23 protein-coding genes are annotated in these 24,230 nt (G+C 72.0%); 17 read left to right on the top strand and 6 right to left on the bottom strand.

All coding sequences use genetic code 11. From position 1 onward, the window contains the following. The first annotated feature begins 205 nt into the window (after window positions 1-205). Window positions 206-736, top strand: coding sequence for a hypothetical protein (locus ASC99_RS03220; RefSeq protein WP_057227848.1), 531 nt, complete (start codon window positions 206-208; stop codon window positions 734-736). Window positions 737-797: 61 nt separating this feature from the next. Further along, window positions 798-1,016: a dodecin gene (locus ASC99_RS03215; protein ID WP_057227846.1), complete on the top strand. Its 219-nt coding sequence runs from the start codon at window positions 798-800 to the stop codon at window positions 1,014-1,016. Window positions 1,017-1,069: 53 nt separating this feature from the next. On the opposite strand, the gene ASC99_RS03210 is transcribed toward ASC99_RS03215, so the two are convergent. Genes ASC99_RS03210 through ASC99_RS03200 form a run of 3 tightly spaced genes read right to left on the bottom strand, consistent with a single transcriptional unit; the run spans window position 1,070 to window position 3,965 of the window. Continuing rightward, window positions 1,070-1,885, bottom strand: coding sequence for a heme ABC transporter ATP-binding protein (locus ASC99_RS03210; RefSeq protein WP_057228081.1), 816 nt, complete (start codon window positions 1,883-1,885; stop codon window positions 1,070-1,072). Further along, complete coding sequence (locus ASC99_RS03205) at window positions 1,876-2,937, bottom strand: iron ABC transporter permease (protein ID WP_057227844.1); 1,062 nt, start codon at window positions 2,935-2,937, stop codon at window positions 1,876-1,878. Before ASC99_RS03205 ends, ASC99_RS03210 begins: the two co-directional genes overlap by 10 nt. Then, on the bottom strand, window positions 2,934-3,965 hold the full coding sequence (locus ASC99_RS03200; RefSeq protein ID WP_057227842.1) for a hemin ABC transporter substrate-binding protein: 1,032 nt from the start codon (window positions 3,963-3,965) through the stop codon (window positions 2,934-2,936). Before ASC99_RS03200 ends, ASC99_RS03205 begins: the two co-directional genes overlap by 4 nt. A 131-nt stretch (window positions 3,966-4,096) precedes the next feature. Between ASC99_RS03200 and ASC99_RS03195 the strand changes: the two genes are divergently transcribed. Together ASC99_RS03195 and ASC99_RS03190 are read left to right on the top strand one after the other, a co-directional pair. Then, window positions 4,097-5,545, top strand: coding sequence for an HtaA domain-containing protein (locus ASC99_RS03195; RefSeq protein WP_057227840.1), 1,449 nt, complete (start codon window positions 4,097-4,099; stop codon window positions 5,543-5,545). A 41-nt stretch (window positions 5,546-5,586) separates the two neighbouring features. Continuing rightward, a complete protein-coding gene (locus tag ASC99_RS03190; RefSeq protein ID WP_057227839.1) occupies window positions 5,587-7,152 on the top strand; it encodes an HtaA domain-containing protein in 1,566 nt (521 codons plus the stop codon). 58 nt (window positions 7,153-7,210) lie between these two features. On the opposite strand, the gene ASC99_RS03185 is transcribed toward ASC99_RS03190, so the two are convergent. Then, window positions 7,211-7,879 carry a heme oxygenase (biliverdin-producing) gene (locus ASC99_RS03185; RefSeq protein WP_057227836.1) on the bottom strand — a complete coding sequence of 223 codons (669 nt, stop codon included), beginning with the start codon at window positions 7,877-7,879 and terminating at the stop codon, window positions 7,211-7,213. A gap of 169 nt (window positions 7,880-8,048) precedes the next feature. After that, the gene (locus tag ASC99_RS03180) at window positions 8,049-8,537 is read right to left on the bottom strand and encodes an inorganic diphosphatase (protein ID WP_057228079.1); all 489 of its coding nucleotides are present in this window, start codon (window positions 8,535-8,537) and stop codon (window positions 8,049-8,051) included. 112 nt (window positions 8,538-8,649) lie between these two features. Here ASC99_RS03180 and dacB point away from each other — a divergent pair, with 112 nt between their 5' ends. The 6 genes from dacB to folE all read left to right on the top strand — a co-directional run bounded on the left by dacB (window position 8,650) and on the right by folE (window position 16,367). Further along, window positions 8,650-10,071 carry a D-alanyl-D-alanine carboxypeptidase/D-alanyl-D-alanine-endopeptidase gene (dacB, locus tag ASC99_RS03175; protein WP_057227834.1) on the top strand — a complete coding sequence of 474 codons (1,422 nt, stop codon included), beginning with the start codon at window positions 8,650-8,652 and terminating at the stop codon, window positions 10,069-10,071. 200 nt (window positions 10,072-10,271) lie between these two features. Next, the gene (locus tag ASC99_RS03170; protein ID WP_082598032.1) at window positions 10,272-11,426 is read left to right on the top strand and encodes a zinc-dependent metalloprotease; all 1,155 of its coding nucleotides are present in this window, start codon (window positions 10,272-10,274) and stop codon (window positions 11,424-11,426) included. Window positions 11,427-11,638: 212 nt separating this feature from the next. After that, window positions 11,639-12,763 (top strand): tRNA lysidine(34) synthetase TilS, encoded by a 1,125-nt coding sequence (gene tilS, locus ASC99_RS03165; protein WP_057227830.1) that lies wholly within the window; start codon window positions 11,639-11,641, stop codon window positions 12,761-12,763. A gap of 67 nt (window positions 12,764-12,830) precedes the next feature. Next, window positions 12,831-13,385 carry a hypoxanthine phosphoribosyltransferase gene (hpt, locus tag ASC99_RS03160; protein WP_057227828.1) on the top strand — a complete coding sequence of 185 codons (555 nt, stop codon included), beginning with the start codon at window positions 12,831-12,833 and terminating at the stop codon, window positions 13,383-13,385. Window positions 13,386-13,629: 244 nt separating this feature from the next. Then, window positions 13,630-15,657 (top strand): ATP-dependent zinc metalloprotease FtsH, encoded by a 2,028-nt coding sequence (ftsH, locus tag ASC99_RS03155; RefSeq protein ID WP_057227826.1) that lies wholly within the window; start codon window positions 13,630-13,632, stop codon window positions 15,655-15,657. Window positions 15,658-15,758: 101 nt separating this feature from the next. After that, window positions 15,759-16,367: a GTP cyclohydrolase I FolE gene (folE, locus tag ASC99_RS03150; RefSeq protein ID WP_057227824.1), complete on the top strand. Its 609-nt coding sequence runs from the start codon at window positions 15,759-15,761 to the stop codon at window positions 16,365-16,367. A gap of 175 nt (window positions 16,368-16,542) precedes the next feature. On the opposite strand, the gene ASC99_RS03145 is transcribed toward folE, so the two are convergent. Next, a complete protein-coding gene (locus tag ASC99_RS03145; RefSeq protein ID WP_057227823.1) occupies window positions 16,543-17,295 on the bottom strand; it encodes a ferritin-like domain-containing protein in 753 nt (250 codons plus the stop codon). 384 nt (window positions 17,296-17,679) lie between these two features. On the opposite strand from ASC99_RS03145, the gene ASC99_RS03140 reads away from it, so the two are divergent. The 7 genes from ASC99_RS03140 to ASC99_RS03110 all read left to right on the top strand — a co-directional run bounded on the left by ASC99_RS03140 (window position 17,680) and on the right by ASC99_RS03110 (window position 24,190). Next, window positions 17,680-19,518, top strand: a complete 1,839-nt coding sequence (locus ASC99_RS03140) for a phosphatidylglycerol lysyltransferase domain-containing protein (RefSeq protein WP_057227821.1) — start codon at window positions 17,680-17,682, stop codon at window positions 19,516-19,518. A gap of 161 nt (window positions 19,519-19,679) precedes the next feature. Then, window positions 19,680-20,537, top strand: coding sequence for a dihydropteroate synthase (folP, locus tag ASC99_RS03135; protein WP_057227819.1), 858 nt, complete (start codon window positions 19,680-19,682; stop codon window positions 20,535-20,537). Between the two features lie 44 nt (window positions 20,538-20,581). After that, window positions 20,582-21,076: a nuclear transport factor 2 family protein gene (locus tag ASC99_RS03130; protein ID WP_057227816.1), complete on the top strand. Its 495-nt coding sequence runs from the start codon at window positions 20,582-20,584 to the stop codon at window positions 21,074-21,076. Between the two features lie 222 nt (window positions 21,077-21,298). Continuing rightward, window positions 21,299-21,658, top strand: a complete 360-nt coding sequence (gene folB / locus ASC99_RS03125) for a dihydroneopterin aldolase (RefSeq protein WP_057228077.1) — start codon at window positions 21,299-21,301, stop codon at window positions 21,656-21,658. Window positions 21,659-21,701: 43 nt separating this feature from the next. Then, the gene (folK, locus tag ASC99_RS03120; RefSeq protein WP_057227814.1) at window positions 21,702-22,301 is read left to right on the top strand and encodes a 2-amino-4-hydroxy-6-hydroxymethyldihydropteridine diphosphokinase; all 600 of its coding nucleotides are present in this window, start codon (window positions 21,702-21,704) and stop codon (window positions 22,299-22,301) included. A gap of 269 nt (window positions 22,302-22,570) precedes the next feature. Next, entirely contained in the window at window positions 22,571-23,059 is a 489-nt protein-coding gene (locus ASC99_RS03115) for a DUF3180 domain-containing protein (RefSeq protein WP_057227812.1), read from the top strand. Window positions 23,060-23,164: 105 nt separating this feature from the next. Continuing rightward, on the top strand, window positions 23,165-24,190 hold the full coding sequence (locus ASC99_RS03110; RefSeq protein WP_157531341.1) for a hypothetical protein: 1,026 nt from the start codon (window positions 23,165-23,167) through the stop codon (window positions 24,188-24,190). The last annotated feature ends 40 nt before the right edge of the window (window positions 24,191-24,230 follow it).

Genomic DNA, 24,230 nt, shown 5'->3' with positions numbered 1-24,230 from the left:
CACCGGCCGGTCCCGGATGGCACGCTGTGGGCGACGCGTGGACGAGCACCCATGCGGGGGTTTGGATTTCGGGGTCGCTCGCACGGGTGCAGTCGCTGCCCTGCGGGAACTCCGGGCGTCGGACGGGCGTCACCGGACACGGGGCGTGCGGCGGCGGACATCAGTGGGGGATTCAGTGACCGGTACAGCGGCAGGTGGTTGGTTGATGGACGCGAGCAGCACGGCCCACGAGCAGGAGTACGGCCTCACCGGGCTCGGTCTGGATCAGCTCCGGCTGCTCCGCCGGGACGCACAGGACCAGGAGGCCGACCTCTCGTACCTGCGCCGGCTGCTGCACGGGCGGCTGGACATCCTGCGGGCCGAGCTGGCGCGCCGGCGGTCCACCGGGTCCGAGCCGGGGGCCGACGGGCTGTCGGACGCCCTGCTCGACCAGCTCCCGGCGATCCTGGCCGACACACCGTCACCGGTCCGCCGCCCGGCCCGCCACCTGCGGCTGGGCCCGCCGCGCGGGGAGCGCTACCAGCGGGAGGCGGACGCCCTGATGGGCGACGTCCAACTGGCCGATCTGGAGGCCCACCAGGCCGTCGAACTGGTGGCTGCAGTCGAGCGCCTGACGGTGCACGAGCGGGAGGTCTCCGGGCGCCGGCAGGCGCTGGCGGACGACTGCAGCGCGGAGATCACCCGCCGCTACCGCGAGGGCGAGGCCAGGGTGGACGACCTGCTCACGGGCGGGTGAGCGTGCGGGAGCCGCCCGGCTGGGGCACGGTGGACCGGGGACGCATTGATGGGAGAGAGCCATGAGCGAACACGTGTACCGGGTCACCGAGATCGTCGGTTCCTCGACCGAGGGGGTGGACGCGGCGATCCGGAACGGGGTCGGGCGGGCCTCGCGGACGCTGCGCAACCTGGACTGGTTCGAGGTGACGCAGATCCGCGGGCACATCGAGGAGGGCGGGATCGCGCACTTCCAGGTGGGGCTGAAGGTCGGCTTCCGGCTGGACGACGACGAGGACTGAGAGAAGCCCGAGCCCTGAGCCCCGAGCCCCCGTAGCCGGGGCTCGGGGCTTTCTCAGCGGGTGGGCAGCACCAGCGGCGTGCCCGTGACGGGGTGCGGGAAGACCTCGACCGGGTGGGCGTAGACCTCGGTCAGCAGCGCGGCCTCGAGCACCTCGGCGACCGGTCCGTCGGCCACCGCGCGGCCGCCCGCGAGCAGCACCACACGGTCGGCGTAGGCGGCGGCCAGCGAGAGGTCGTGCAGGACCACCACGACGGCGTCGCCCGCCTGGGCGCGGTCCCTGGCCACCCGCAGGACGAGCTCCTGGTGGCGCAGGTCGAGGGCGGCGGTGGGCTCGTCGAGCAGTAGCAGGGCGGTCCGCTGGGCGAGCACCCGGGCCAGCGCGACCCTGGCCCGTTCGCCGCCGGAGAGCGCGGTGAACGGGCGGTCCACGAAGGCGGCCGACTCGGTGGCGGACAGTGCGGCGGCCACCGCCGCGTCGTCCTCGGCCTCGGCCGCCGTACCGGCCCAGGGCGCGCGGCCCATCCGGACCACCTCCCCGGCGGGGAACGGGAAGGAGAGCGCGGCGGCCTGCGGCAACAGGGCCCGGTGCAGAGCGAGTTCGGCCGGCCGGTAGCCGTCCAGCGGGCGGCCGTTCAGGGTGACCGTCCCCGAGGTCGGCGGGACGTCCCCGGCGAGCACCGAGAGCAGGGTGGACTTGCCGGCCCCGTTCGGCCCGAGCAGGGCGAGCACCTCCCCGGCCCGGACCACCAGGTCCACGCCGCCGAGCAGTTCGCGGCCGTCGACCACCAGCCGGAGGCCGGCGGCGGTGAGCAGATCGGTGCCCGGGAGCGGACGCCCGGGCACCTGGCGGCGTCGTTTCACGCCCAGCCTCCTTGCTTGGTACGGGTCCGGCGGAGCAGCCAGAAGAAGAACGGGCTGCCGATCAGGGCGGTGAGCACCCCGAGCGGCAGTTCGGCGGGCTGGGCCAGGGTGCGGGCGGCCAGGTCGCCGAGCACCAGCACCAGCGCACCGGCCAGGGCGCTGCCGGGCAGCAGGAAGCGGTGGCCCGGGCCCGCCAGCATCCGCAGCAGGTGCGGGACGACCAGGCCGACGAAGCCGATGATGCCGCTGACCGAGACGGCGGCGGCGGTCAGCAGCGCGACCACGGTGATCAGCACCAGCCGCAGCCGCTCGACGTCCACCCCGAGGTGCCCGGCCGGTCGCTCGCCGAGTGCCAGCAGGTCCAACTTCCGGGCGTGGAACGGGGCGACGGCCAGACCGAGCAGGGCGAACGGCAGGATCGCGAGCACCTTGCCCCAGGTGGCCTGGGAGAGCGAGCCGAGCTGCCAGAAGGTCACCTGGTTGATCGCGGCGCTGTCGGCGGTGAACAGGAAGATGCCGATCAGCGCGCCGCAGAAGGCGTTCACCGCGACGCCGGTGAGCACCAGGGTGACCACCTCGGTCCGGCCGCCCGAGCGGGACATCGCGTAGACCGCGAAGACCGTCAACAGGCCGGTGGCGAAGGCGAAGACGGTGACCGTCCAGCTGCCGAACGAGTCCAGGCCGAGCACGATGCAGGCGACCGCGCCGACCGCACCGCCGGAGGACACCCCGATCACGCCGGGCTCGGCCAGCGGATTGCCGAAGATGCCCTGCATCAGGGCACCGGCGCAGCCGAGCGAGCCGCCGACCAGCAGGGCCAGCACCACCCGGGGGAAGCGGACGTTCCACAGCACCGACTCGGGGACCCGGTCGAGGGCGTGGCCGCCGAGGCCGAGCCGGTGGGTGACCGAGGCGAGCAGGTCGTCGAGCGGGATGCGGTACGCGCCGACACCGGCTGCCAGCAGGGCGGCGACCAGCAGGGCGAGTGCGAGGCCGGTGGTGAGCAGGGTGGTGCGGTTGAGCCGGGGACGGGTCAACGGGAGGGTCGTGGCGGTCACTTGGCGGCCCCGTAGAGCTGTTCGGAGATCGATCTGAGCACCTCGGGGGTGCGCGGGCCGTAGCTGAGCAGGACGCCGTCCGGCACCGAGATCACCCGCCGGTCGAGGCCGGCCGGGGTCTGTGCGACGCCGGGGAGCTTGAGCATCCCGTCGATGCCGCCGACCGAATCCAGACCCTTGCTCATCACCAGCAGGGCATCGGGGGCGGCCCTGACCAGGGCCTCGCTGGTGAGCGGGGTGAATTCGCCGGTGAGCCCGGAGGCGGTGCCCGCGTCGACGCCGCCGACCGCGTCGATCAGCGAGCCGGCGCCGGAGCCGGCGCCGCCGAGCAGGAAGACCGAGGCGCTGCCGCGCAGGTAGAGGAAGGCGACCTTGGGCTTGCCGCCGGTGGGCCTGATGGCGGCCCGTACCTCCTTGGTGCGGGCGGTGGTCCGTTCGGCCAACTGCCGTCCGGCGTCCGGGACTCCGAGGGCGGCAGCCACCTTGGCGATCCGGCCGTCGAGGTCGGAGAGCTGCTTGGCGTCGTCCAGTACGACCAGCGGTACTCCGGCGGCGCGGATCTGGTCGATCGCCTCGGCCGGTCCGGTGGACCGGTCGGCCAGCACGACGGTCGGGTGCAGCGAGAGCACGCCCTCGGCGGAGACGTCGTGGGCTTGGGTGATCACGGGCAGCGCGGCGGCCTGCTCGAAGGTGGTGGAGACGTCCCGGGCCACCACCTTGTCGCCGAGGCCGAGGCTGAACACCAGCTCGGAGAGGCTTCCGCTGAGCGGGATGATCCGCTCGGCGGCGGCCACCGTGACCTGGCGGCCGTCGGCCGAGGCGACGGTGGTCGGCAGCACCGGGGTGGCCGCCGCGAGCGGTTCGACCCGGTCAGGTGCGGCCGGGGCCTTCGCCGGTGCGGCGCCGGTGCCGGCGACGTTCCCGCCGCAGGCGGCGACGGTGGCCAGCAGCAGGGCGAGGCCCAGCGCACGGGCACGGTTTCGGATGGTCCCCGTCAACTGCTGCTCCTTGGCTGGGTGCTGGCACATCCGGACCGTGAAGCAGGGGTGGACCCGGGGGTGACTCTTGACGCATATATTAGGTTAGCCTTACCTGAGTTTCGCAAGGGGGGGTTCTTTCGAGCCCGCCCTCACCCCACGCTGCCGAGGAGCGCTTCGCCATGCCCGTATCGCGACGTCTGCGCCGCCTTGTCGCCACCCTGGTCGCGGCGATCGCGGCACTGCTGCTGGTCGCGCTGCCCAGCGTCCCGGCACTGGCCGCACCCGGCACGGTCTCCGGCGGACGGCTCGACTGGGGGCTCAAGCAGTCCTTCCTCACGTACGTCACCGGGCCGATCGCCAAGGGCAGTTGGGGTCTGACCGGCGGGGCCGCCACGGTCGGCGGCAACACCTTCCGGTTCCACTCCGCGACCGGCACGTACGACCCGGCGAGCGGTGCGCTGACGGCTGCCTTCTCCGGTGGGGTGACCTTCAAGGGGCATGAGGCCAACGGCAGTTACGGCCTCGACCTGAAGCTCAGCCGGTTCGCCCTGAAGGCCGGTGGCAGTGGTGCGGGGCTGTACGCGGACGTCAGCAGCAAGGCCAAGGACACCGGGGTGGTGACCAGTGCCACCCAGGCCAAGCTGGTCGACCTCGGGCTGGACGGGATCGACCTGCGCAGTCGGTCCGGGACCCTGACGCTCTCCAACGTGCCCACCACGATGACCGCTTCGGGCGCGGTGGCGTTCGGCAACTTCTACCCCGCAGGTACGCCGCTGGATCCGCTGACCGTCTCGGTCGACGTCAAGGCGGCCGCTGCTCCGAGCCCGTCGGCTCCGCCCACCACCGTGCAGGCGACGACGCCGCCTCCGGCCGCCACCGACACGCCGTCAGCCTCGCCCGCCGCGACCCGGACCGAGTTCGCGAAGGGCGCGCTCGACTGGGGCGTCCGCCGGACCTTCCGGGACTACGTCACCGGCACCATCGCCAAGGGCGACTGGCAGCTCACTGACGGTGCCGCCGACGGTGGCGCGTTCTTCCGCTGGACCCCGGCCAAGGGCAGCTACGACCCGGCCACCGGCGAACTGACCGCCGCCTTCACCGGCGCCGTCCGGTTCCGCGGCATGAAGACCGGTGACGCGTACGGTCTCGACCTCAGCCTGACCAATCCGGTGGTGAAGGTGACCGGCGGCAAGGGCACGCTGCTGGCCGACGTCGCGGGGAAGGCCGCCGACGGTGCCGCCCAGCAGCTCCCGGCCGTCCCGCTCGGCACCTTCGATGCCGCCGCGCTCAAGCCCGAGGGCGGGCTGCTCAAGGCGGCCGAACTGCCGCTGCTGCTCACCGAGGACGGCGCCAGGGCCTTCGGCGGTCTCTACCCGGCGGGCACCGCGATGGACCCGCTGAGCTTCGCCGTCGCCCTCGACCCGGCCGCCGCCCTCCCTCCGCTGCCGGACCTCGGCAGCGCCCCGACCGCCACCCCCGCTGCCGCCCCGGTGTCCCCCGTACCGGTCGCGGTGGTCACCGGCCAGGGCTCCTCGCCCTGGCCGTGGATCGCCGGCGGCGGCGGGGTGCTGGCAGCCGGTACGGCCGTGGCCGTCACCCTGCTGGTCCGGCGCCGCCGGACCGTCTGAACTCTCTCCCCCGCCGCCGTTCCTGAAGGAGTACCAGCACCATGCCCGTCACCGCCAAGAGCGCCCGCCGCAACCGCACCCCCCTTCCGGCTCTGGCCGCCGTCGCGGTCGGGCTCGGCCTGACCGCCGTCGGCATGCCCGGGGTGGCCTTCGGTGCCGGGCCCGCCACGGTGGTCTACGACCAGGGTTCGCTGGACTGGGGCGTCAAGGAGTCCTTCCGCAAGTACCTGGAGGGCCCCGCCTCCCAGGGCGGCAAGATCGAGCTGACCGGCGGCACCATCCGCAACGCCGACGGCAGCTTCCACCTGGACGGCACCGGCGCGTACGACGGCACGGCCCACACGGTCAGCGGCGCCTTCACCGGCGGACTGCACTTCACCGGCGGACTGCACTTCACCGGCCACCAGGGCCAGTTGGACATCGCGCTGACCGACTTCAAGCTGACCACCTCGGGCAGCACCGGCACCATCACGGTGGACGCGGTGACGGCCGAGACCACCGAGGACCCGACCACCAAGGCGAAGACCACCAAGCTGGTCGAGCGCGCGGACGTCCCGCTGGTGACCTTCGCGGTCGGCCGCGACACCACCACCGGGGTGGCCACCCCGACGGTGCTGACCGAGGACGGTGCGAAGGCGTTCGGCGGGTTCTACCAGGCCGGTGCGGCGATGGACCCGGTCAAGCTGGTGCTGACCAGGTCGACGCCGAGCGCCTCGCCTTCGGCGACCGCTTCGGCGTCTGCGTCCGCGAGTGCTTCGGCCAGCGCTTCGGCTTCCGCCTCGCCCTCCGCGAGTGCCAGCGCCAGTGCTTCGGCTTCGGCTTCGGCGAGCGCCTCGGCCGGCCCCTCCACCCCGGCGCCCACCGAACTGCCCATCCTGGACGGTGCGTTGAACTGGGGCGTGAAGGAGTCCTTCCGCAAGTACCTGGCCACCCCGGCGGCGTCCGGCAAGGTGGAGTTCGGCGGCGGCGCGGCCGACTACCGGTTCGGCGGCGGCAGTGGTGCGTACAACCTGAAGACCCACGCCGTCGCGGCCGGGTTCGACGGCTCGGTCCGCTTCCTGGCGCACCCGAAGGACGGCGGCTACGAGCTCGACCTGACCTTCGCCGACCTGGGCATCCAGGTGGAGCGGGCCGGGGCGTTCCTGACCGCCGACGTGAGGTCGAAGGCGCTGGACGGCAAGGTCACCGAACTGACGGGTGCGAAGATAGCCTCGCTCGACGTCTCGAAGGCGAGCTTCGCCCCGGTCAACGGCGTGGTGACGCTCGATCAGCTCCCGGCCACCCTGGCCGAGCAGGGCGCCACCGCGTTCGGCGGCTTCTACCAGGCCGGTGCCGCGCTCGACCCGGTCAGCGCCACGCTGGCCTTCGAGAAGGGCGCCACGCTGCCCACCCTGACCCCGGCCCCGGCCCCGGCCCCGGCCACCGCCGGTACCCCGGCCCCCAGTGGCGGTGCGGTGCTGACCAGTGACAGTTCCCCCGTCGTCGCAGGCGAGTTGGCCTCCACCGGGATGGACACCCCGATCGTCCCGCTGCTGGCCACCGCGGCCGGTCTGCTGCTGCTCGGCGGCGGCACCACGGTGCTGCTACGCCGCCGCTCCGTCAAGTAGTCCGCGAACGCCGTTGCCCTCTGGTGCAGTTCACCAGAGGGCAACGGGGTTACCGCGATCAGGCGCTGAGCGGGTACCGCAGGTCCAGGTCGGTGAAGATCGCGCCGTTCAGGGTGAACGCCTTCTTGGTCTCCTCGGTCACCCGGCGGCGCTCCACCTCGTCCAGCGCCTCGCCGGCCACGTCCAGCTTGGCCCGGTAGTCGCGCTTGAAGGAGGCGGGGTTCCCGACCTGCTCGAAGACGTAGAAGTGCACCCCGGGGCCCTTCTTCTCGAAGCCCCAGGTCTTCTCGGCTATCCCACGGATGATCTGACCGCCCGACAGGTCGCCCAGGTAGCGGGTGTAGTGGTGGGCCAGGTACCCGGCCGGCCAGCTGTCGATCAGCTGCTCCAGCCGGGCCACGTACGCGGCCGTGGCGGGCGAGGCGGCCAGCCCGCTCTGCCAGTCGGCGCCGCGCAGGTGCAGCAGGTCGGCCTCCAGAGCGGCGGTGCGGAACAGCGCCGGGTCGATGAAGGGACCGATCACCGGGTGCTCGGCGAGCTCGGCGGCCCGCCCCTCCAGGGCCCGGTAGACGAACCAGAGCTGGCCCGAGAGCTCCGCGTACGCCTCCACGCCCAGCCGCCCGTTGAGCAGGTGCCCCATGAACGAGGAGGATTCGGCGGCCTCGTGCTCCGCGGCACTGGCGGTGCGCAGCACGGTGGAGAACGGGGTGGGCTCAGGGTTGGTCATGCGGACCTCCGGTCGGCGCGGACTCTGGCCCCAATTCTTATGGTTAGCCTTACCTAAGTCAACGCCATGCCGACACCGTGTCGGTAAAAGCAGACAGAAAAACGGCCGGGGCGAGCATCTCTGCTCGCCCCGGCCGGGGTGGCCCGCAGGGCCGTTCGCGGTGCCGGGCTCAGTGGCCGGAGTCCGCGAGGCGCTTGATCGAGGCCGTGATCTCGGCCTCGGCCTCGGCGCGGCCGACCCAGTCGGCGCCCTCGACGGACTTGCCGGGCTCCAGGTCCTTGTAGACCTCGAAGAAGTGCTGGATCTCCAGGCGGTCGAACTCCGACACGTGCTGGATGTCCTGCAGGTGCTCCCAGCGCGGGTCCGTCGCCGGGACGCAGAGCAGCTTGTCGTCGCCGCCGGCCTCGTCCGTCATCTTGAACATACCGATGGCACGGCACTTGATCAGGCAGCCGGGGAAGGTCGGCTCCTCCAGGATGACCAGCGCGTCCAGCGGGTCGCCGTCGTCCGCGAGGGTGCCCTCGACGTAGCCGTAGTCGGCCGGGTAGCGGGTCGAGGTGAAGAGCATCCGGTCCAGACGAAGGCGACCGGTCTCATGGTCGACCTCGTACTTGTTCCGCGAGCCCTTCGGAATCTCGATCAGGACGTCGAACTCCAACGGTTCCTCCAAGGTAGGGACTGACAGAATCCAAGTGTCTCCTACGGCAGGGTGTGCTCAGGAAAGGGGCTGGTCGGTGCAGCGAGGTGCAGGGGCGGGGCGTGGCCGGAGAATGGCGGTCGCCGGGATGCTCGGGGTGGCGCTGACAGCGGGTGCGCTGAGCCCGGCGTGGGCCGAGCCCAGCCCGGGAGCCAGCCTGGGCAAGACCGGCAGCAGTGCGCCACAGCCGCCAACCGCCGCCGGGCGCAAGGCGGTTGCCACCGGCGGGGCCGTGCTGGCCGCCAGTACGACCGGGGCGGAGGGGATGCCGACCACCGCCGGGCTCCAGCGCGACCTGGCCGCCCTGCTCCAGGACAAGGCACTCGGCACCCTCAGTCTCGCCGTCACCGACGGCGCCACCGGGCAGCTGCTGTACGGCGCGGGCGAGAACAACCCCGCCACCCCGGCCTCCACCACCAAGCTGCTCACCGCACTGGCCGCGCTCGAACTGATCCCCGGCGACACCCGGCTGGCCACCAAGGTGGTCAAGGGCGCAGCTCCGGACGAGATCGTCCTGGTCGGCGGCGGCGACCCGACCCTGTCCACCCTCCCCGCCGACCAGGTCAGGGTCGGCGGCCTGCCGGTGGACCCCGACACCGCTCCCGCGACCGTCGCCGAACTGGCGAAGCGCACCGCGGCCGCTCTCAAGGCCGCCGGGGTGAGCTCGGTCAAGCTCGGTTTCGACACCACGATGTACACCGGCCCGCTGAACCACCCGCAGCACGACGCGATGAACATCGCCTCCGTCACCGCGCTGATGGTCAACGAGGCCCGGATCGACCCGAAGTCCACTGACGAGGGCCCGGCCCGGGTCTACGACCCCGCAGGTCAGGCCGCCGAGGCCTTCGCCGCGGCGCTCGCCGCCGAGGGCGTGGCCGTCCAGGGCAAGCCCAAGGCCGGTACGGCCGCCGCCGGGGCCGAGCGGCTCGCCGCCGTCGAGTCGCCCACCGTCGCCCGGCTGATCGAACGCCTGCTCACCACGTCGGACAACACCCTCAGCGAGGCGATGGCCCGTCAGGTCGCGATCGCCGCCCAGCAGCCCGCGAGCTTCGACGGCGCCTCCGCCGCCACCCGGCAGACCCTGGAGAAGCTCGGCGTCCCGACGGCGGGCGTGGTCCTGCACGACGGCAGCGGCCTGCACACCGGCAACCAGATCTCTCCGCTGGTGCTCTCCAAGGTGCTGGCGCTCGCCGCTGCGCCCGAACATCCCCGGCTGCGGCCGGTGCTCACCGGCCTGCCGATCGCCGGGTTCACCGGGACGCTGCTCAACCGGTTCGGCACCGCGACCCGGGCGCAGAACGGGATCGGCATCGTCCGGGCCAAGACCGGCACACTGGGCGGCAGCGGCATCTACACGCTGGCGGGCACCGTGCTGGACGCGGACGGCCGGGCGCTCGCCTTCGCCCTGATGACCCGCACCACCGCTGCACCCGACGCCGCTCGGGCGGCGGTCGACCGGGTCGTGGGGCAACTGGCCAACTGCGGGTGCCACTAGCTGGGGGCACCCGCTCTCCGGGCATCAGCCATCAGGGGCTCGGGGAACTGCGACGCCGACCTCGTGCAAGGTGATCCGTACGTAAGTGGTCAGGCACTTTCGCAGTGACCCGAGCGCCAGATCTCCTCGCAGTTCCCCGAGCCCCTGGGTAGTGCAACTTAGGCGTGTGCCTCAGGGGCACGGTCCCGTACGGTGAGGGCATGACGAGCGCGCGTGGCGGGGCTGGGATGGTCGACTGGGATCTCGCGGTCGCGACGGCGATCCGGCTGGCCCGGCCGGGCCCGGTGGTGAGCCGGGGTGAGGCGCGGGCGGTGGTCTCGGAGCTGCGTCGGCACGCGCTGGAGGCGGAGGAGCACGTCCGGGCGTTCACCCGGATGGGATCGAGCAGCCTGCTGACGATGGATGCCACCCCGGTGCTGGTGGTGGACCGGCCGGGCTGGATCAGGGCCAACGTGGCGGGCTTCCGGACCGTCGTCCGGCCGCTGGTGGAGAAGCTGCAGGCCCGGCGTTCGGACTCGCCCGGTTCGGCGGCGCTGGGTTCGCTCGGCGAGAAGGCCACCGGGGTCGAGGTCGGTGCGGTGCTGGCGTTCCTGTCGGGGAAGGTGCTGGGCCAGTACGAGACCTTCGCCCCGGCCGAGTTCCCCGGTGCGCTGCCGGAGGCTCCGGACAGTCCGGCGGGCATCCTGGACACGCCGCGTCGGGCGCTCCGGCCGCTGACCCCGGGTCGGCTGTTGCTGGTGGCGCCGAACATCGTCCAGGTCGAGCGCGAACTGGACGTGCACCCGCACGACTTCCGGCTCTGGGTCTGTCTGCACGAGGAGACCCACCGGACCCAGTTCACCGCCGTGCCGTGGCTGCGCGACCACATCCAGTCCGAGGTGCAGTCCTTCCTGGCCCAGACCGACGTCGATCCGGCGGCGATGCTGGACCGGGCCAGGGAGATGCTGGCCGGGCGGGGCGAGGAGCGCCGGGGCACCCTGCTGGAGGCGGTCCAGTCCCCGCAGCAGCGGGAGACGCTGAACCGGCTGACCGCGGTGATGTCCCTGCTGGAGGGGCATGCCGACGTGGTGATGGACGGGGTCGGCCCGGCCGTGGTGCCGAGCGTGGCGGAGATCCGGGAGAAGTTCCAGCTGCGCCGGGCCGGTGGTGCGGGCCGGCTGGATCTGGTGATCCGTCGGCTGCTCGGGATGGACGCCAAGCTGCGGCAGTACCAGGACGGTGCGGTCTTCGTCCGCGGCGTGGTGAACCGGGTCGGGATGGACGGTTTCAACCGGGTCTGGACCTCGCCGAACACGCTGCCGACCCGCGAGGAGATCCACAACCCGGCCGCCTGGGTGGCCCGGGTGACTCCCTGAGCGACCCGGATCGTCCGCATGTTCGCGCCGGTTGACCCGTTGGCTGCGGATGAACGTTTCTTCATTCACTCGTACGTGGGACGGTGGTCGTACCGGTGGCGCGGGTGGCGTAGCCGGTGCCCGGATTCTGCGACCATCTGTGAGCACCCGGTGACTGTGAGCTGACGCCGCGTCACCATCCGCTCCGCCTCTCCGCCAAGGAGTGCTTACCCGTGGGACCACACCCCGCTGTCGCGGCGATACGCCTCGCCGTCCGCCGTACGCTCGCCGAGCTCGCCGCCGACCTGGGCGAGACCACCCCCGCCGCCCGGGCGCCCCGCAGCCGCCCGTCCGAGCTCGCCCTGAGTGGCGCCGCCGGTGCCACCACCCTGATCGGCAACGCCCGCCGACACCCCTCCGGCCTGCCCCGTACGCCCGCCGCGCCCGGCTCCCCGCTGGTGCTGGTCGCGGTCAGCGGTGGCGCCGACTCGATGGCGCTCGCCATCGCCACCGCCTTCGAGGCGCCCAAGCTCGGCCTGCGGGTCGGCGCGGTGACGGTGGATCACGGACTCCAGGCCGGTTCGGCCGAGCGGGCCCAGCAGGTGGCCGAGCGGCTGCGCGAGCTGGGCCTGGACCCGGTGGAGGCGGTCCCGGTGCTGGTGGGCCGTCAGGGCGGCCCGGAGAACGCCGCCCGGGAGGCCAGGTACGCCGCGCTGGACGAGGCCGCCGACCGGCTCGGCGCGGAGGCCGTACTGCTCGGCCACACCAGGGACGACCAGGCGGAGACGGTGCTGCTCGGCCTGGCCCGCGGCTCCGGCTCCCGCTCGCTGGCCGGGATGCCCGCGCAGAAGGGCCGCTACCGCCGCCCGCTGCTGGAGCTCGACCGGGCCGCCACCCGACAGGCCTGCTCCGCCCAGTCCATCCCGGTCTGGGACGACCCGCACAACAGCGACCCGGCCTACACCCGCTCCCGGGTCAGGCACGAGGTGCTGCCGGTGCTGGAGAAGCACCTCGGCGCCGGAGTGGTCGAGGCGCTGGCCAGGACCGCCCGGCTGTTCCGGGACGACGCCGACGCGCTGGACCAGTGGGCCGCGCTGGCCGAGCGCGACCTCCGGACGGCCGAAGGGGCGTTGGACGTCTCGAAGCTGGCCGAACTGCCCTGCGCCGTCCGCCGCCGGCTGCTCCGCCGGGCCGCGCTCCGGGCGGGCTGCCCGGCCGGGGATCTGTTCGCCCGTCACCTGGAAACCGTGGACCTGCTGGTGACCGGCTGGCGCGGCCAGGGGCCGTTGCACCTACCCGGTGGCGTGGAGGTCACCCGTAGGTGTGGCACGCTGGTGTTTCGGCGACAGAGCGACTGACAAGTGAACACCTGGTCGCAGGGCCGCCGCCGACACAGGACCCCGAACGTTTGAGGACGTATCCCCGGTGGATCACAACGACATGGGCGCCGACCTGGCGAAGGTGCTCATCAGCAAGGACGAGATCGACGCCAAGCTGCTGGAGCTGGCGGCGCGGATCGACCAGGACTACGCCGGACGGGATCTGCTGATCGTCGGCGTGCTCAAGGGCGCCGTGATGGTGATGGCCGACCTGGCTCGCGCGCTGCACTCGCAGGTGACGATGGACTGGATGGCGGTCTCCTCCTACGGGATGGGCACCAAGTCCTCCGGCGTGGTCCGGATCCTGAAGGACCTCGACACCGACATCGCCGGCCGTGACGTCCTGATCGTCGAGGACATCATCGACTCCGGTCTGACGCTGTCCTGGCTGCTGGGCAACCTGGGCTCGCGCGGCCCGGCCTCGCTGGAGGTCTGCACCCTGCTCCGCAAGCCCGACGCGGCCAAGGTCGAGATCGACGTCAAGTACGTCGGGTTCGACATCCCGAACGAGTTCGTGGTCGGCTACGGCCTGGACTACGCCGAGAAGCTCCGCAACCTGCCGTTCATCGGCACGCTGGCCCCGCACGTCTACGGGGGCTGACGGACCGTCGGACAACAGCTGCCCCAATCGGGCGACGGGCGGGAACAGTGCGATGTTCCCGCCCGTTGTGCGGGGGTAGGAAAATACGTCGTAGTCGTCGTGCTCCCGCCTTGGGCGGAGAGGACTGCGGTACGGTCCCATTAACCGCTCTTCTGATGAGCACATACCCGGAATGCGCCGACGGCCCACAGCCGTGCAGCGCCGTTGAGTGGCAGGAGGGACGGGGCGGCAACGCCCCGCATGGATGGACGTCAAGCGATACTTCCGTGCGCCGATCATGTGGATCGTGCTGGCCGTCCTAGCCGTCATTGTGCTGATGCAGGTCGTCTCCGACTCGAGCGGCTCCAAGACGGTGGACACCAGCCAGATCGTGGCTGCGATCAACAACAATCAGGCGAAGTCGGTGCAGATCACCACCGGCGACTCGAATCTGATCAAGGTCGAGCTGAGGGACGGTCAGAAGCTGCCGGTTGGCAGCAATGGCAAGGTTCCCTCCGGCTCCAAGTTCCAGGCCTCGTACATCGGAGACCAGGGCGCCGCTGTCGCGGCCGACCTGAGCAAGAACCCCGGCCTGGTTCCCAACGGTTACACCGTCGTCCCCGAGAAGCAGTCCACCTTCGTCAGCGTGCTGCTGTCGATGTTGCCGATCGTCATCATCGTGCTGGTGTTCCTCTTCCTGATGAACCAGATGCAGGGCGGCGGCTCGCGGGTCATGCAGTTCGGCAAGTCCAAGGCCAAGCTGCTGACCAAGGACACCCCGAAGACCACCTTCTCCGACGTCGCAGGCGCGGACGAGGCGGTCGAGGAGCTCCACGAGATCAAGGAGTTCCTGCAGGAGCCGGCCAAGTTCCAGGCGGTCGGCGCCAAGATCCCCAAGGGCGTGCTGCTGTACGGCCCGCCCGGGACGGGCAAGACCCTGCTGGCGCGTGCCGTGGCCGGCGAGGCGGGCGTCCCGTTCTACTCCATCTCCGGCTCCGACTTCGTCGAGATGTTCGTCGGTGTCGGTGCCTCCCGGGTCCGTGACCTGTTCGAGCAGGCCAAGGCGAACGCCCCGGCGATCGTCTTCGTCGACGAGATCGACGCGGTCGGCCGCCACCGCGGCGCCGGCCTCGGCGGCGGTCACGACGAGCGCGAGCAGACTCTCAACCAGCTGCTGGTCGAGATGGACGGCTTCGACGTGAAGGGCGGCGTCATCCTGATCGCCGCCACCAACCGCCCGGACATCCTGGACCCGGCGCTGCTGCGCCCCGGCCGATTCGACCGCCAGATCGCGGTCGACCGCCCGGACCTGCTGGGCCGCCTGGAGATCCTCAAGGTGCACCAGAAGGGCAAGCCGGTCGCGCCGGACGTCGACCTCAAGGCCGTCGCCAAGCGCACCCCCGGCTTCACCGGTGCCGATCTCTCCAACGTCCTGAACGAAGCCGCCCTGCTGACGGCCCGTTCGGACAAGAAGCTGATCGACAACAACATCCTGGACGAGGCCATCGACCGGGTCGTTGCCGGACCGCAGAAGCGCACTCGGATCATGTCCGAGAAGGAGAAGAAGATCACCGCGTACCACGAGGGCGGTCACGCCCTGGTCGCGGCGGCTTCCCCCAACGCGGACCCGGTGCACAAGATCACCATCCTGTCCCGCGGCCGGGCCCTGGGTTACACCATGGTGCTCCCGGACGAGGACAAGTACTCGACCACTCGTAACGAGATGCTCGACCAGCTGGCGTACATGCTGGGCGGGCGCGCGGCGGAGGAGCTGGTCTTCCACGACCCGACCACCGGCGCCTCGAACGACATCGAGAAGGCCACCGCCACCGCCCGCGCCATGGTCACCCAGTACGGGATGACCGAGCGGCTCGGGGCGATCAAGTTCGGCACGAGTGACTCCGAGCCGTTCCTGGGCCGCGAGATGGGCCACCAGCGCGACTACTCGGAAGAGGTCGCCGGGCTGGTGGACGAGGAGGTCAAGAAGCTCATCGAGAACGCGCACAACGAGGCCTGGGAGATCCTGGTCGAGAACCGCGACGTGCTCGACAACCTGGTGCTTGAGCTCCTCGAGAAGGAGACCCTGAACAAGGAGCAGATCGCCGAGATCTTCCGCTCCATCGTCAGGCGCCCGGCCCGGCCGGCCTGGACGGGCTCGTCCCGTCGTACGCCGTCCACCCGTCCGCCGGTGCAGTCCCCGAAGGAGCTGGCGCTCACCAACGCCGCTCAGCCGGAGATCGCGGCCCCGGTGGTCGACACGGTCAAGCACCCGGAGACTCCGGCCGAAAGCTGACCGACCGGTACGGAATGGATGCCGCGTCACCAGGGTTTGTACCCTGGAGGCGCGGCATTCGTGCTGCTCGGCCCTTCACCCTTGAACCAAGCGAGGCACGCATGATCGACCCGGTGACCCTGGAGCAGGACGCCGCCGCCATCGGGACGTTCGACCAGAAGCGTGCCGAGAACGCCGTCCGCGAGCTGCTCATCGCCGTCGGCGAGGACCCGGACCGCGAGGGACTGCTCGAGACCCCGGCCCGGGTGGCCCGGGCGTACCAGGAGATATTCGCCGGGCTCTGGCAGGAGCCGGAGGACGTCCTCACCACCACCTTCGACCTCGGCCACGACGAGATGGTGCTGGTCAAGGACATCGAGGTGTTCTCCACCTGCGAGCACCACCTGGTGCCGTTCCGCGGCGTCGCGCACGTCGGGTACATCCCGTCCCCCAGCGGCAAGATCACCGGCCTCTCCAAGCTGGCCAGGCTGGTCGACGTCTACGCCCGCCGCCCCCAGGTCCAGGAGCGGCTGACCAGCCAGGTCGCGGATTCGCTGATGCGGATCCTGGAGCCGCGCGGGGCCATCGTGGTGATCGAGTGCGAGCACATGTGCATGTCGATGCGCGGCATCCGCAAGGCGGGCGCCAAGACCATCACCTCGGCGGTCCGCGGCCAGCTCCGCGACCCGGCGACCCGGGCCGAAGCGATGAGCTTGATCATCGGGCGCTAGCTGTCGGCACACGCTTGCGGCAGACAGGGGCTCGGGGAACTGCGAGGAGATCTGGCGTGCGGGTCACTGCGAAAGTGCCTGACCACCTACGTACGGATCACCTTGCAAGGGTCGGCGTCGCAGTTCCCCGAGCCCCTGGGGAGTGCCTGGCTGATGTCCGGAGGGCAGAGCGGCCTCAGCCGAGGGCGTTGCGTTTGGTGGGCATGGTGAGGGAGACCATCCGGCGCCAGCCGATGGCGCGTTCGTAGAGGTAGAGCCCGTGCAGCCCGGCGGCCAGCAGGAGGCGCTGGTAGCGCGGCCAGCCGAGGATGCGCCCCATCGCGGCCATCACGGCCAGCCCGACGTCGCGGTGGGTGCGGATCTCGCCCCGGGCGATGGACTCCAGGGTGTGCCGGATGTACGGCTCGTGGCCCGCCGCCGCGAGCCGGAGGAGCTCCTCGTGGCAGTAGGCGAGGTGGTTGTCCTCGTCGGCGGAGATCATCCGCAGGGCCTTGTCGAGCTCGGGGTTGGACTCGTACGCCTTCACCAGCTGCCGCATCTGCTCCGAGGCGCGCTGTTCGGTGACCCGGCTGTGCGCCAGGTAGGTGATGATCTCCCGGTCGTCGAGCGGGGCGGTGGACTTGAGCCGGTCGTGCGAGAGGCCGATGCCCTGGCGTTCGAGCAGCATGCAGTAGTCGGTGTCGCCGGGGATCGAGACCTTGCTCAGGCCGCGCTTGTTGAGCAGCTGGGTGAAGATCCGGCCGTGCTTGCGCTCGTCCGCGCCGTGCCGGGCGATCTTGGGGGCGAGCACCGGGTCGTTGGTGAGTTCGGTGATCCGCTCGTTCTCCCAGCCGCCCTGGTCCTCGCCACCGGCGGCGACGCTGCAGAACAGCTGGTACGCCTCGTCGTCGGCATAGATCTGCTGGAAGAGTGCACGGGTACTGAGCATGGTTCTCCTACTGAACGTCCGTCAGCACGGCGGGGGTCACGGACCATCGTGCTGCGGGCGGTCGGGCCCGGGCCAGTGGGGCTGCGCCGGACGGGTAGTCACGAGGGTGCTCCGGGGCCGCAACCGAGGGCCTAGAATGCGGCGTCCACCGTGTGCGGCGCCGAGGTGCGCCCCGCGAGCTCCACCAAGCCCCACCCCGCCGTTCGGCGGGTGGGGCACACCCGTCCCCAGGGCTCTGCCGTCGTCGGGGGCTCCAGCAATTACCGTACTGGGGTTCCAACTTGACGGTCCGATTGCCAGATCAAGGATTTGTCATGAAGGTTCATCACAACTCCGCCTTCGGAGTGACAGAACGGACCGCAACAGCCTCTACGCTGACTCTCCATGAGCGTTCCAGTGCCCGTTGAGCCGTCCGCCGAGGCGCCGCAGGAACAGCCGCGCCGCCGGTTCCAGAACCTGCGTACCCAGGCTGCCGCGGTGCCCCGTGCCTGGCTGCCCGGTGCGGTCGGGTACGCCGCTCTGCTGATCGGCCTGGTCGACATCGCCTGTGCGGTGTTCCCCAAGCTGCGCAACACCAGGATGCACTGGCTGGCCGGGCAGCTCCCGGGCGGCACCACCACGCTGGCCGCGGCCGGCACCCTGATGGTCGGCCTGCTGCTGGTGATACTGGCGCACGCGCTGCGCCGCCGGAAGCGCCGGGCCTGGCGCGCGGTCTGCGTGCTGCTCCCGATCGGGGCCGGCCTGCACCTGCTGCGCTGGCACCAGGTCGGCCCGGCGGTGATCTCGATGGTGCTGTTCGCGGTGCTGCTGGTGCACCACCGCGAGTTCTACGCCAAGGCCGACCCGCGCACCCGCTGGCGGGCGGTGGTCGCGTTCGTCCTGCTGACCCTGGTCAGCGTCGGGCTCGGACTGGTGATCGTCGGGGTCAGGCACGGCTCGGAGCTCGGTGACCCGAGCCTGTTCGAGCGGCTGGAGCACGTGGCGTACGGCCTGTTCGGCTTCGAGGGCCCGATCCACTACCGCTCCGACCGGGTCGCCTGGTACGTGGGGTACTCGCTCGGCGCGCTCGGTCTGCTGACCGCGGGCACCACCGCGTACCTGGCGCTGCGGCCGGAGAAGCCCCAGCCGGAGCTGACCGCCGAGGACGAGGTCAAGGTCCGGGCGCTGCTCGACAGGCACGGCGAGCGGGACTCGCTGGGCTACTTCGCGCTGCGCCGGGACAAGAGCGTGCTGTTCTCGCCGACCGGCAAGGCGGCGATCTCGTACCGGGTGGTCTCCGGCGTGATGCTCGCCTCCGGTGACCCGGTGGGCGACTACGAGGCCTGGCCCGGTGCGATCAAGGTGTTCATGACCGAGGCCCGCGAGCGGGCCTGGGTGCCGGCCGTGATGGGCTGCAGCGAGCTGGGCGGCGAGATCTGGACCCGGGAGGCGGGCCTGGACGCGATCGAGCTCGGCGACGAGGCGATCGTCGACGCCACCACCTTCTCGCTCTCCGGGCGGGCGATGCGCAACGTCCGGCAGATGGTGAAGCGGATCGAGCGCAACGGCTACTCCTGCCAGGTCCGCCGGGTCGGCGACCTGGCCCTGGAGGAGAAGCACCGGATCGCCGACGCCGCCGCCCGCTGGCGCGGCACCGACACCGAGCGCGGCTTCTCGATGGCGCTCGGCCGGTTCGGCGACCCGGGCGACGACGACTGCGTGGTGGTCACCGCCCACAAGGCGCCCGAGGAGGGCGAGGCCGGCGACGACCTCAAGGCGGTACTGCACTTCGTGCCGTGGGGGTCTGACGGCATCTCACTGGAGCTGATGCGGCGTGACCGGGCGGCCGACCCGGGGCTGAACGAGCTGCTGATCGTGGCGGCCCTGCAGGCCGTGCCGGCGCTCGGGGTGCGGCGGGTCTCGCTCAACTTCGCGATGTTCCGCTCGGCGCTGGCGCGGGGTGAGCGGATCGGGGCCGGGCCGGTGCTGCGGGCCTGGCGGGGGCTGCTGGTGTTCTCCTCGCGGTGGTTCCAGATCGAGTCGCTGTACAAGTTCAACGCGAAGTTCCAGCCGGAGTGGGAGCCGCGGTTCCTGGTGTATCCGCAGACCAGGGACTTGCCGAGGATCGGCTTCGCCGCGATGCAGGCGGAGGCGTTCATCACCCTGGGGATGCCGCGGTTCGGGCGCAAGCGGCAGCGGCAGGGGCTGATGCCGGAGACCCCTCCGCTCACGCAGGCCGCCTAGGGAAGTTGCACCATCCAGGGGCTCGGGGAACGGCGACGGTTCGTGGCCGGCGGGCAACAGGCGAAAGTGCCTGACCCGCTACGCACGGATCACCTTTTACGAGGTCGGCGTCGCAGTTCCCCGAGCCCCTGGCTTCCGTAGCGTGTGCCGATAATGGCGGCATGAACAACCTGCCCGGGCTCTCGCGTCTTGACCGCTGCGCTGTGATGGGGGTGGTCAACGTGACCCCCGACTCGTTCTCGGACGGGGGGCTGTGGCTGGACCCGGCGGCAGCCGTGGCGCACGGGCTCGCGCTGACCGCGCGGGGGGCCGATCTGGTCGATGTCGGGGGGGAGTCGACCCGGCCCGGGGCGCAGCGGGTGACGGAGCAGGAGGAGCTGCGGCGGGTGATCCCGGTGGTCCGGGAGCTTGCGGCGGCGGGGGTGGTGGTGTCGGTGGACACCATGCGGGCGGCGGTTGCCGAGCAGGCGGTGGCGGCCGGGGCCCGGCTGGTGAACGACGTCTCGGGCGGGCTGGCCGATCCGGAGATGGCGGGGGTGGTGGCGGCCACCGGGGCGCCGTTCGTGGTGATGCACTGGCGGGGGCAGTCCGCGGACATGGACGAGCTGGCGGTCTATCAGGACGTGGTGGCCGACGTGGTGGCCGAACTGACCGGCCGGATGGCCGCGTTGACCGCGGCGGGGGTGAAGGAGGAGCAGTTGGTGCTGGACCCGGGGCTCGGCTTCGCCAAAACCTCCGAGCACAACTGGGCGCTGCTCGGCCGGCTGGGCGAGCTGACCGCGCTCGGGCGCCCCGTACTGGTGGCCGCTTCGCGCAAGCGGTTCCTGGGTACGCTGCTCGCCGACCCGGAAACCGGGGAGCCGCGCCCGGCCAGGCAGCGGGACGACGCCACCGCGGCCGTCTCGGTGCTGTCGGCCCAGGCAGGTGCGTGGGCGGTCCGGGTGCACGACGTGGCCGGCACCGCCGACGCCGTACGAGTGGTCGCGGCCTGGGAACGGGCTGCACGAAGGGGGCGGTGACGTGGGCCCCGGAGGGGACGCTGGCTTGGCACTGCGGAGGAAGCATGGCGGGTGACGGTAGGTCGATCGGTGACCGGGCGACGGCGGCGGAGTTGGACCGCGAGGCCGTCCTGGCAGCCAACCAGGCGCTCTACGAGGCGCTGGAGAACGGGAACCTGGAGGGCGTCGAGGCCGCCTGGCTGGGCCCCGGTGAGGCGGACGACAAGACCGGGGCGGTCTGTGTGCACCCCGGCTGGCCGGTGCTGCGCGGCCGGGCCCAGGTGACCCGTTCGTACATGTTGATCATGATGAACACGGAGTACATCCAGTTCTTCCTGACCGACGTGGAGTGCGAGGTGCAGGGCGATGTGGCCCTGGTCACGTGCACCGAGAACATTCTCTCCGGCGGGGAGGCCGAGGAGGAGGGCGAACTCGGTCCGCTGGTCGGTGGGAAGGTGGTCTCGACCAACCTGTTCCGCCGGACCCCGGCCGGCTGGAAGCTCTGGTCGCACCACGGTTCACCCGTGCTGACCAGCGGCGACGACGAGGACGAGGACTGATCGAGGGGCGCTGAGGCCGGGAATCCGGCCGACGGCGGGAGTGTTGCGCCAACATGCACCGGATGTTCACGTCAATGGCCGTTCCGGCGCGCGTGGCGCCGCGCGGTGCCGGGTAGGACGGTCGGGGTTCGTCCTTGCCGGCAGGTAGATTCGAAGGTCGCGGGCGACGAGGCCCGGTGCCCCGCCCTGTGCGGGGCCTGTCCACATGGGAGAAGTGAGTTGCTGGACCGCGTCACTCTGCGGGGCCTCCGCGCCCGGGGCCACCACGGCGTCTTCGAACGTGAGCGGATCGAGGGCCAGACCTTCGTGGTCGACCTGGTGCTCTATCTGGACACCCGCCCGGCGGCCTCCGGCGACGACCTGACCCGCACCGCGCACTACGGCGTGGTGGCCGAGGAGGTCACCGCGATCATCTCCGGCGAGCCGGTCGACCTGATCGAGACGCTGGCCCAGCGGATCGCCGACCAGTGCCTCGCGCACGACGCCGTCGAGGAGGTCGAGGTCACCGTGCACAAGCCGGACGCCCCGATCACCGTGCCGTTCGACGACGTCACGATCACCATCCACCGGGGCCGCGCGTGACGTCCGTGGCCCGTCCCGCCCCCGAAGCCGCAGAGGGATCTTGATGAGCACCAGCGACCCGACCGCCTCGCCGACCACGTTCGACCTGGAACGCCGGGTCGACACCGCCGACTCGACCCTGCACAACCCGCGCCGCGCCGTGGTCGCCCTCGGCAGCAACCTGGGCAACCGCCTGGAGACCCTGCAGGGCGCGGTGGACGCACTGGAGGACACCCCCGGGGTGCGGATCACCGCCGTCTCCGCGGTCTTCGAGACCGAGGCGCTGGGCGGTCCGGACGAGCAGCCCAGCTACTTCAACGCCGTGGTGGTGCTGCGCACCACGCTGCCGCCGCACTCGCTGCTGGAGCGGGCCAACGCGGTCGAGGACGCCTTCGGCCGGGTCCGCACCGTCCGCTGGGGCCCGCGCACCCTGGACGTCGACATCCTGGCGTACGAGGGCGTCACCAGCGACGAGCCCGAGCTGCTGCTGCCGCACCCCCGGGCGCACGAGCGGGCTTTCGTGCTCGCCCCCTGGCAGGACGCCGACCCGGACGGCGAGCTGCCGGGCCTGGGCCGGGTGGCCGACCTGCTCAAGGAGATCGCCGACCAGCCCGGCCAGGGCGTCAAGCGGCGCGACGACATCCAACTCCGACTGCCCGAGTGAGACCCTCCGGCAATTGGTGGGCGGCGTCGCGTCGCCGGGGCACGCACCTCGCCGGCTTCTCGTCGGTCGCCGATGCTCCGCATGGACTCCCTCCTCGGCACCGCCGAGGCACGCACCCCAACGCCGCTCCTTCCTCCGCCCCCCAATTGCCGGAGGGTCCAGGAACTTCCCGATCCTGTCGGCCGTCCGACCGGGTGAGCGCCGGTACGGTGGGCTGACCAGCCGTCAGGATCTCGCACCGCCCGTTCACCCGCCCGGGAAGGACTTCCGTGAAGCCGCTCCGCCTCCGCCTGCTGCTCGCCATCGCCGCCGTGGCGACGGCGCTCGCCTGGGCCGGCGCCCGGCTGTGGGACTCGCTGGGTCACTTGCCCGGCGTGCCCACCGCCGCCCCGATCGTGCTCGCGGCCGTCGCGGTCGTCCTGCTGGCCACCGCGATCTCGCTCCGCTCCCGGCTCAAGGCGGTCCGCGAGCGGCAGCCCGGCGCCAAGGGCGTGGACCCGCTGGGCGCCGCCAGGGCGGTGGTGCTGGCTCAGGCCAGCGCCCTGGTGTCGGCCGTGGTGACCGGCGTGTACGCGGGCACCGGTATCCACCTGCTGAGCCAGCTGGACAACCCGGCCCGCTCCTCGCAGGCGATCACGGCGGGCTTCGCCGTGCTGGCCGGGGTCGCGGTGGTCGCCGCCGCGCTCTGGCTGCAGCACGTCTGTCGGCTCCCGGAGGACCACGAAGGGCCGACCGGGTCGGCTCCCTCGCCGCGCTGACGGGGTGTCGGGCCGCCGTCACCGGCGGTGGCCGTGACGAACTGTCAAGAGCGGAAACGGGTCCCAGGCTGACAGCGCCCCAATTCGCACGCTAGTTTCTTTGGCATGTCTCGCGGACGCCACCGGCACTCCTCCGTCCTCGGCCGCTCTGTGCCGCCGATCGCCATCGGCGTACTCGTCGTCGCTTCCCTCGGTGCACTCGCGGCCAGTCCGGACACCCTCGTGGTGCGTTCGGTCGGGATCGCGGCGGTGCTCGCCGCGGTCGGTGTCGGCGTCGTGCTGCGCCAGCGCGACCGCACCTCCCGGCTGGCCGCCGAACTCGCCGCCACCCGCCGCAAGCGGTCCGAGGAGCGCTTCGAGGAGCAGCTCGCCGAGGCCGAGTACGCCGCCGAGGTGGCCGAGGAGCGGGCCACCCGGTTCGGCCGCCGGCTGACCGCCGAGAAGTCCCGGTTGGCCAAGGCCGAGACCGAGATCGCCCGGCTGCTCCGGGAGCGGGCCGTGAGCGTCGCCGAGCAGGCCCTCAAGGAGGCCGAGGCGCACCAGCGGGCCCTGGCCGCCACCCGCCCCAAGTACCCCGCCTCTCCGGCCGCGTACGTCCGCGCGGCGTCCGTGCTGCGGCAGCTGGAGCAGGCGGCCGAGCGGGCCGAGGCACGGCGGGAGAGCGATCAGCGGGCCGCCGTCGCGCTGCGCTCCGCGGCGCTGCCCGAGACCGTCCCGACGGTCCGTCAGCTCGGCGCCGCGCCGGAGCGCCCGGTGCTGGCCGCGGCGGGTGCGGCGGCCGAGTCGGTGGTGGTGGTCCGGCAGCGGGCCAGGCCCGCCTCGCGGGTGCCGAACTTCAGCTTCTTCGGCCGCAACAGTGCGGCCGGTGCCGCCGCCGTCCGGGCCGCCGCCCCGGCGCCCGCCGTGGGCAGCGTGACCGAGCTCGGCGCCCAGGGCGACCTGGCCGACGTGCTCGGCGACGAGGCACTGGCCGAGAGCGCCCGGTACGCCGCCCGGCAGCAGCCGGTCGAGCAGCCCGTGGCGGCCCCGGAGCCCGACGAGCAGCACGCCAGGCCCGAGGTGGTCGACCTGACCGCGCACGACGACACCGAGATCATCCAGGTCGCCCAGCTCCGGGCGGAGCTGAGCTGACGTCAGGCACGACTGAGGGGCGCGGGGATCACTCCCCGCG

The organism is Kitasatospora sp. Root107 (assembly GCF_001424875.1).
Taxonomy (GTDB): domain Bacteria; phylum Actinomycetota; class Actinomycetes; order Streptomycetales; family Streptomycetaceae; genus Kitasatospora.
Note: the sequence above shows the minus strand (reverse complement) of the source record. Positions and strands in the feature narration are given on the sequence as shown.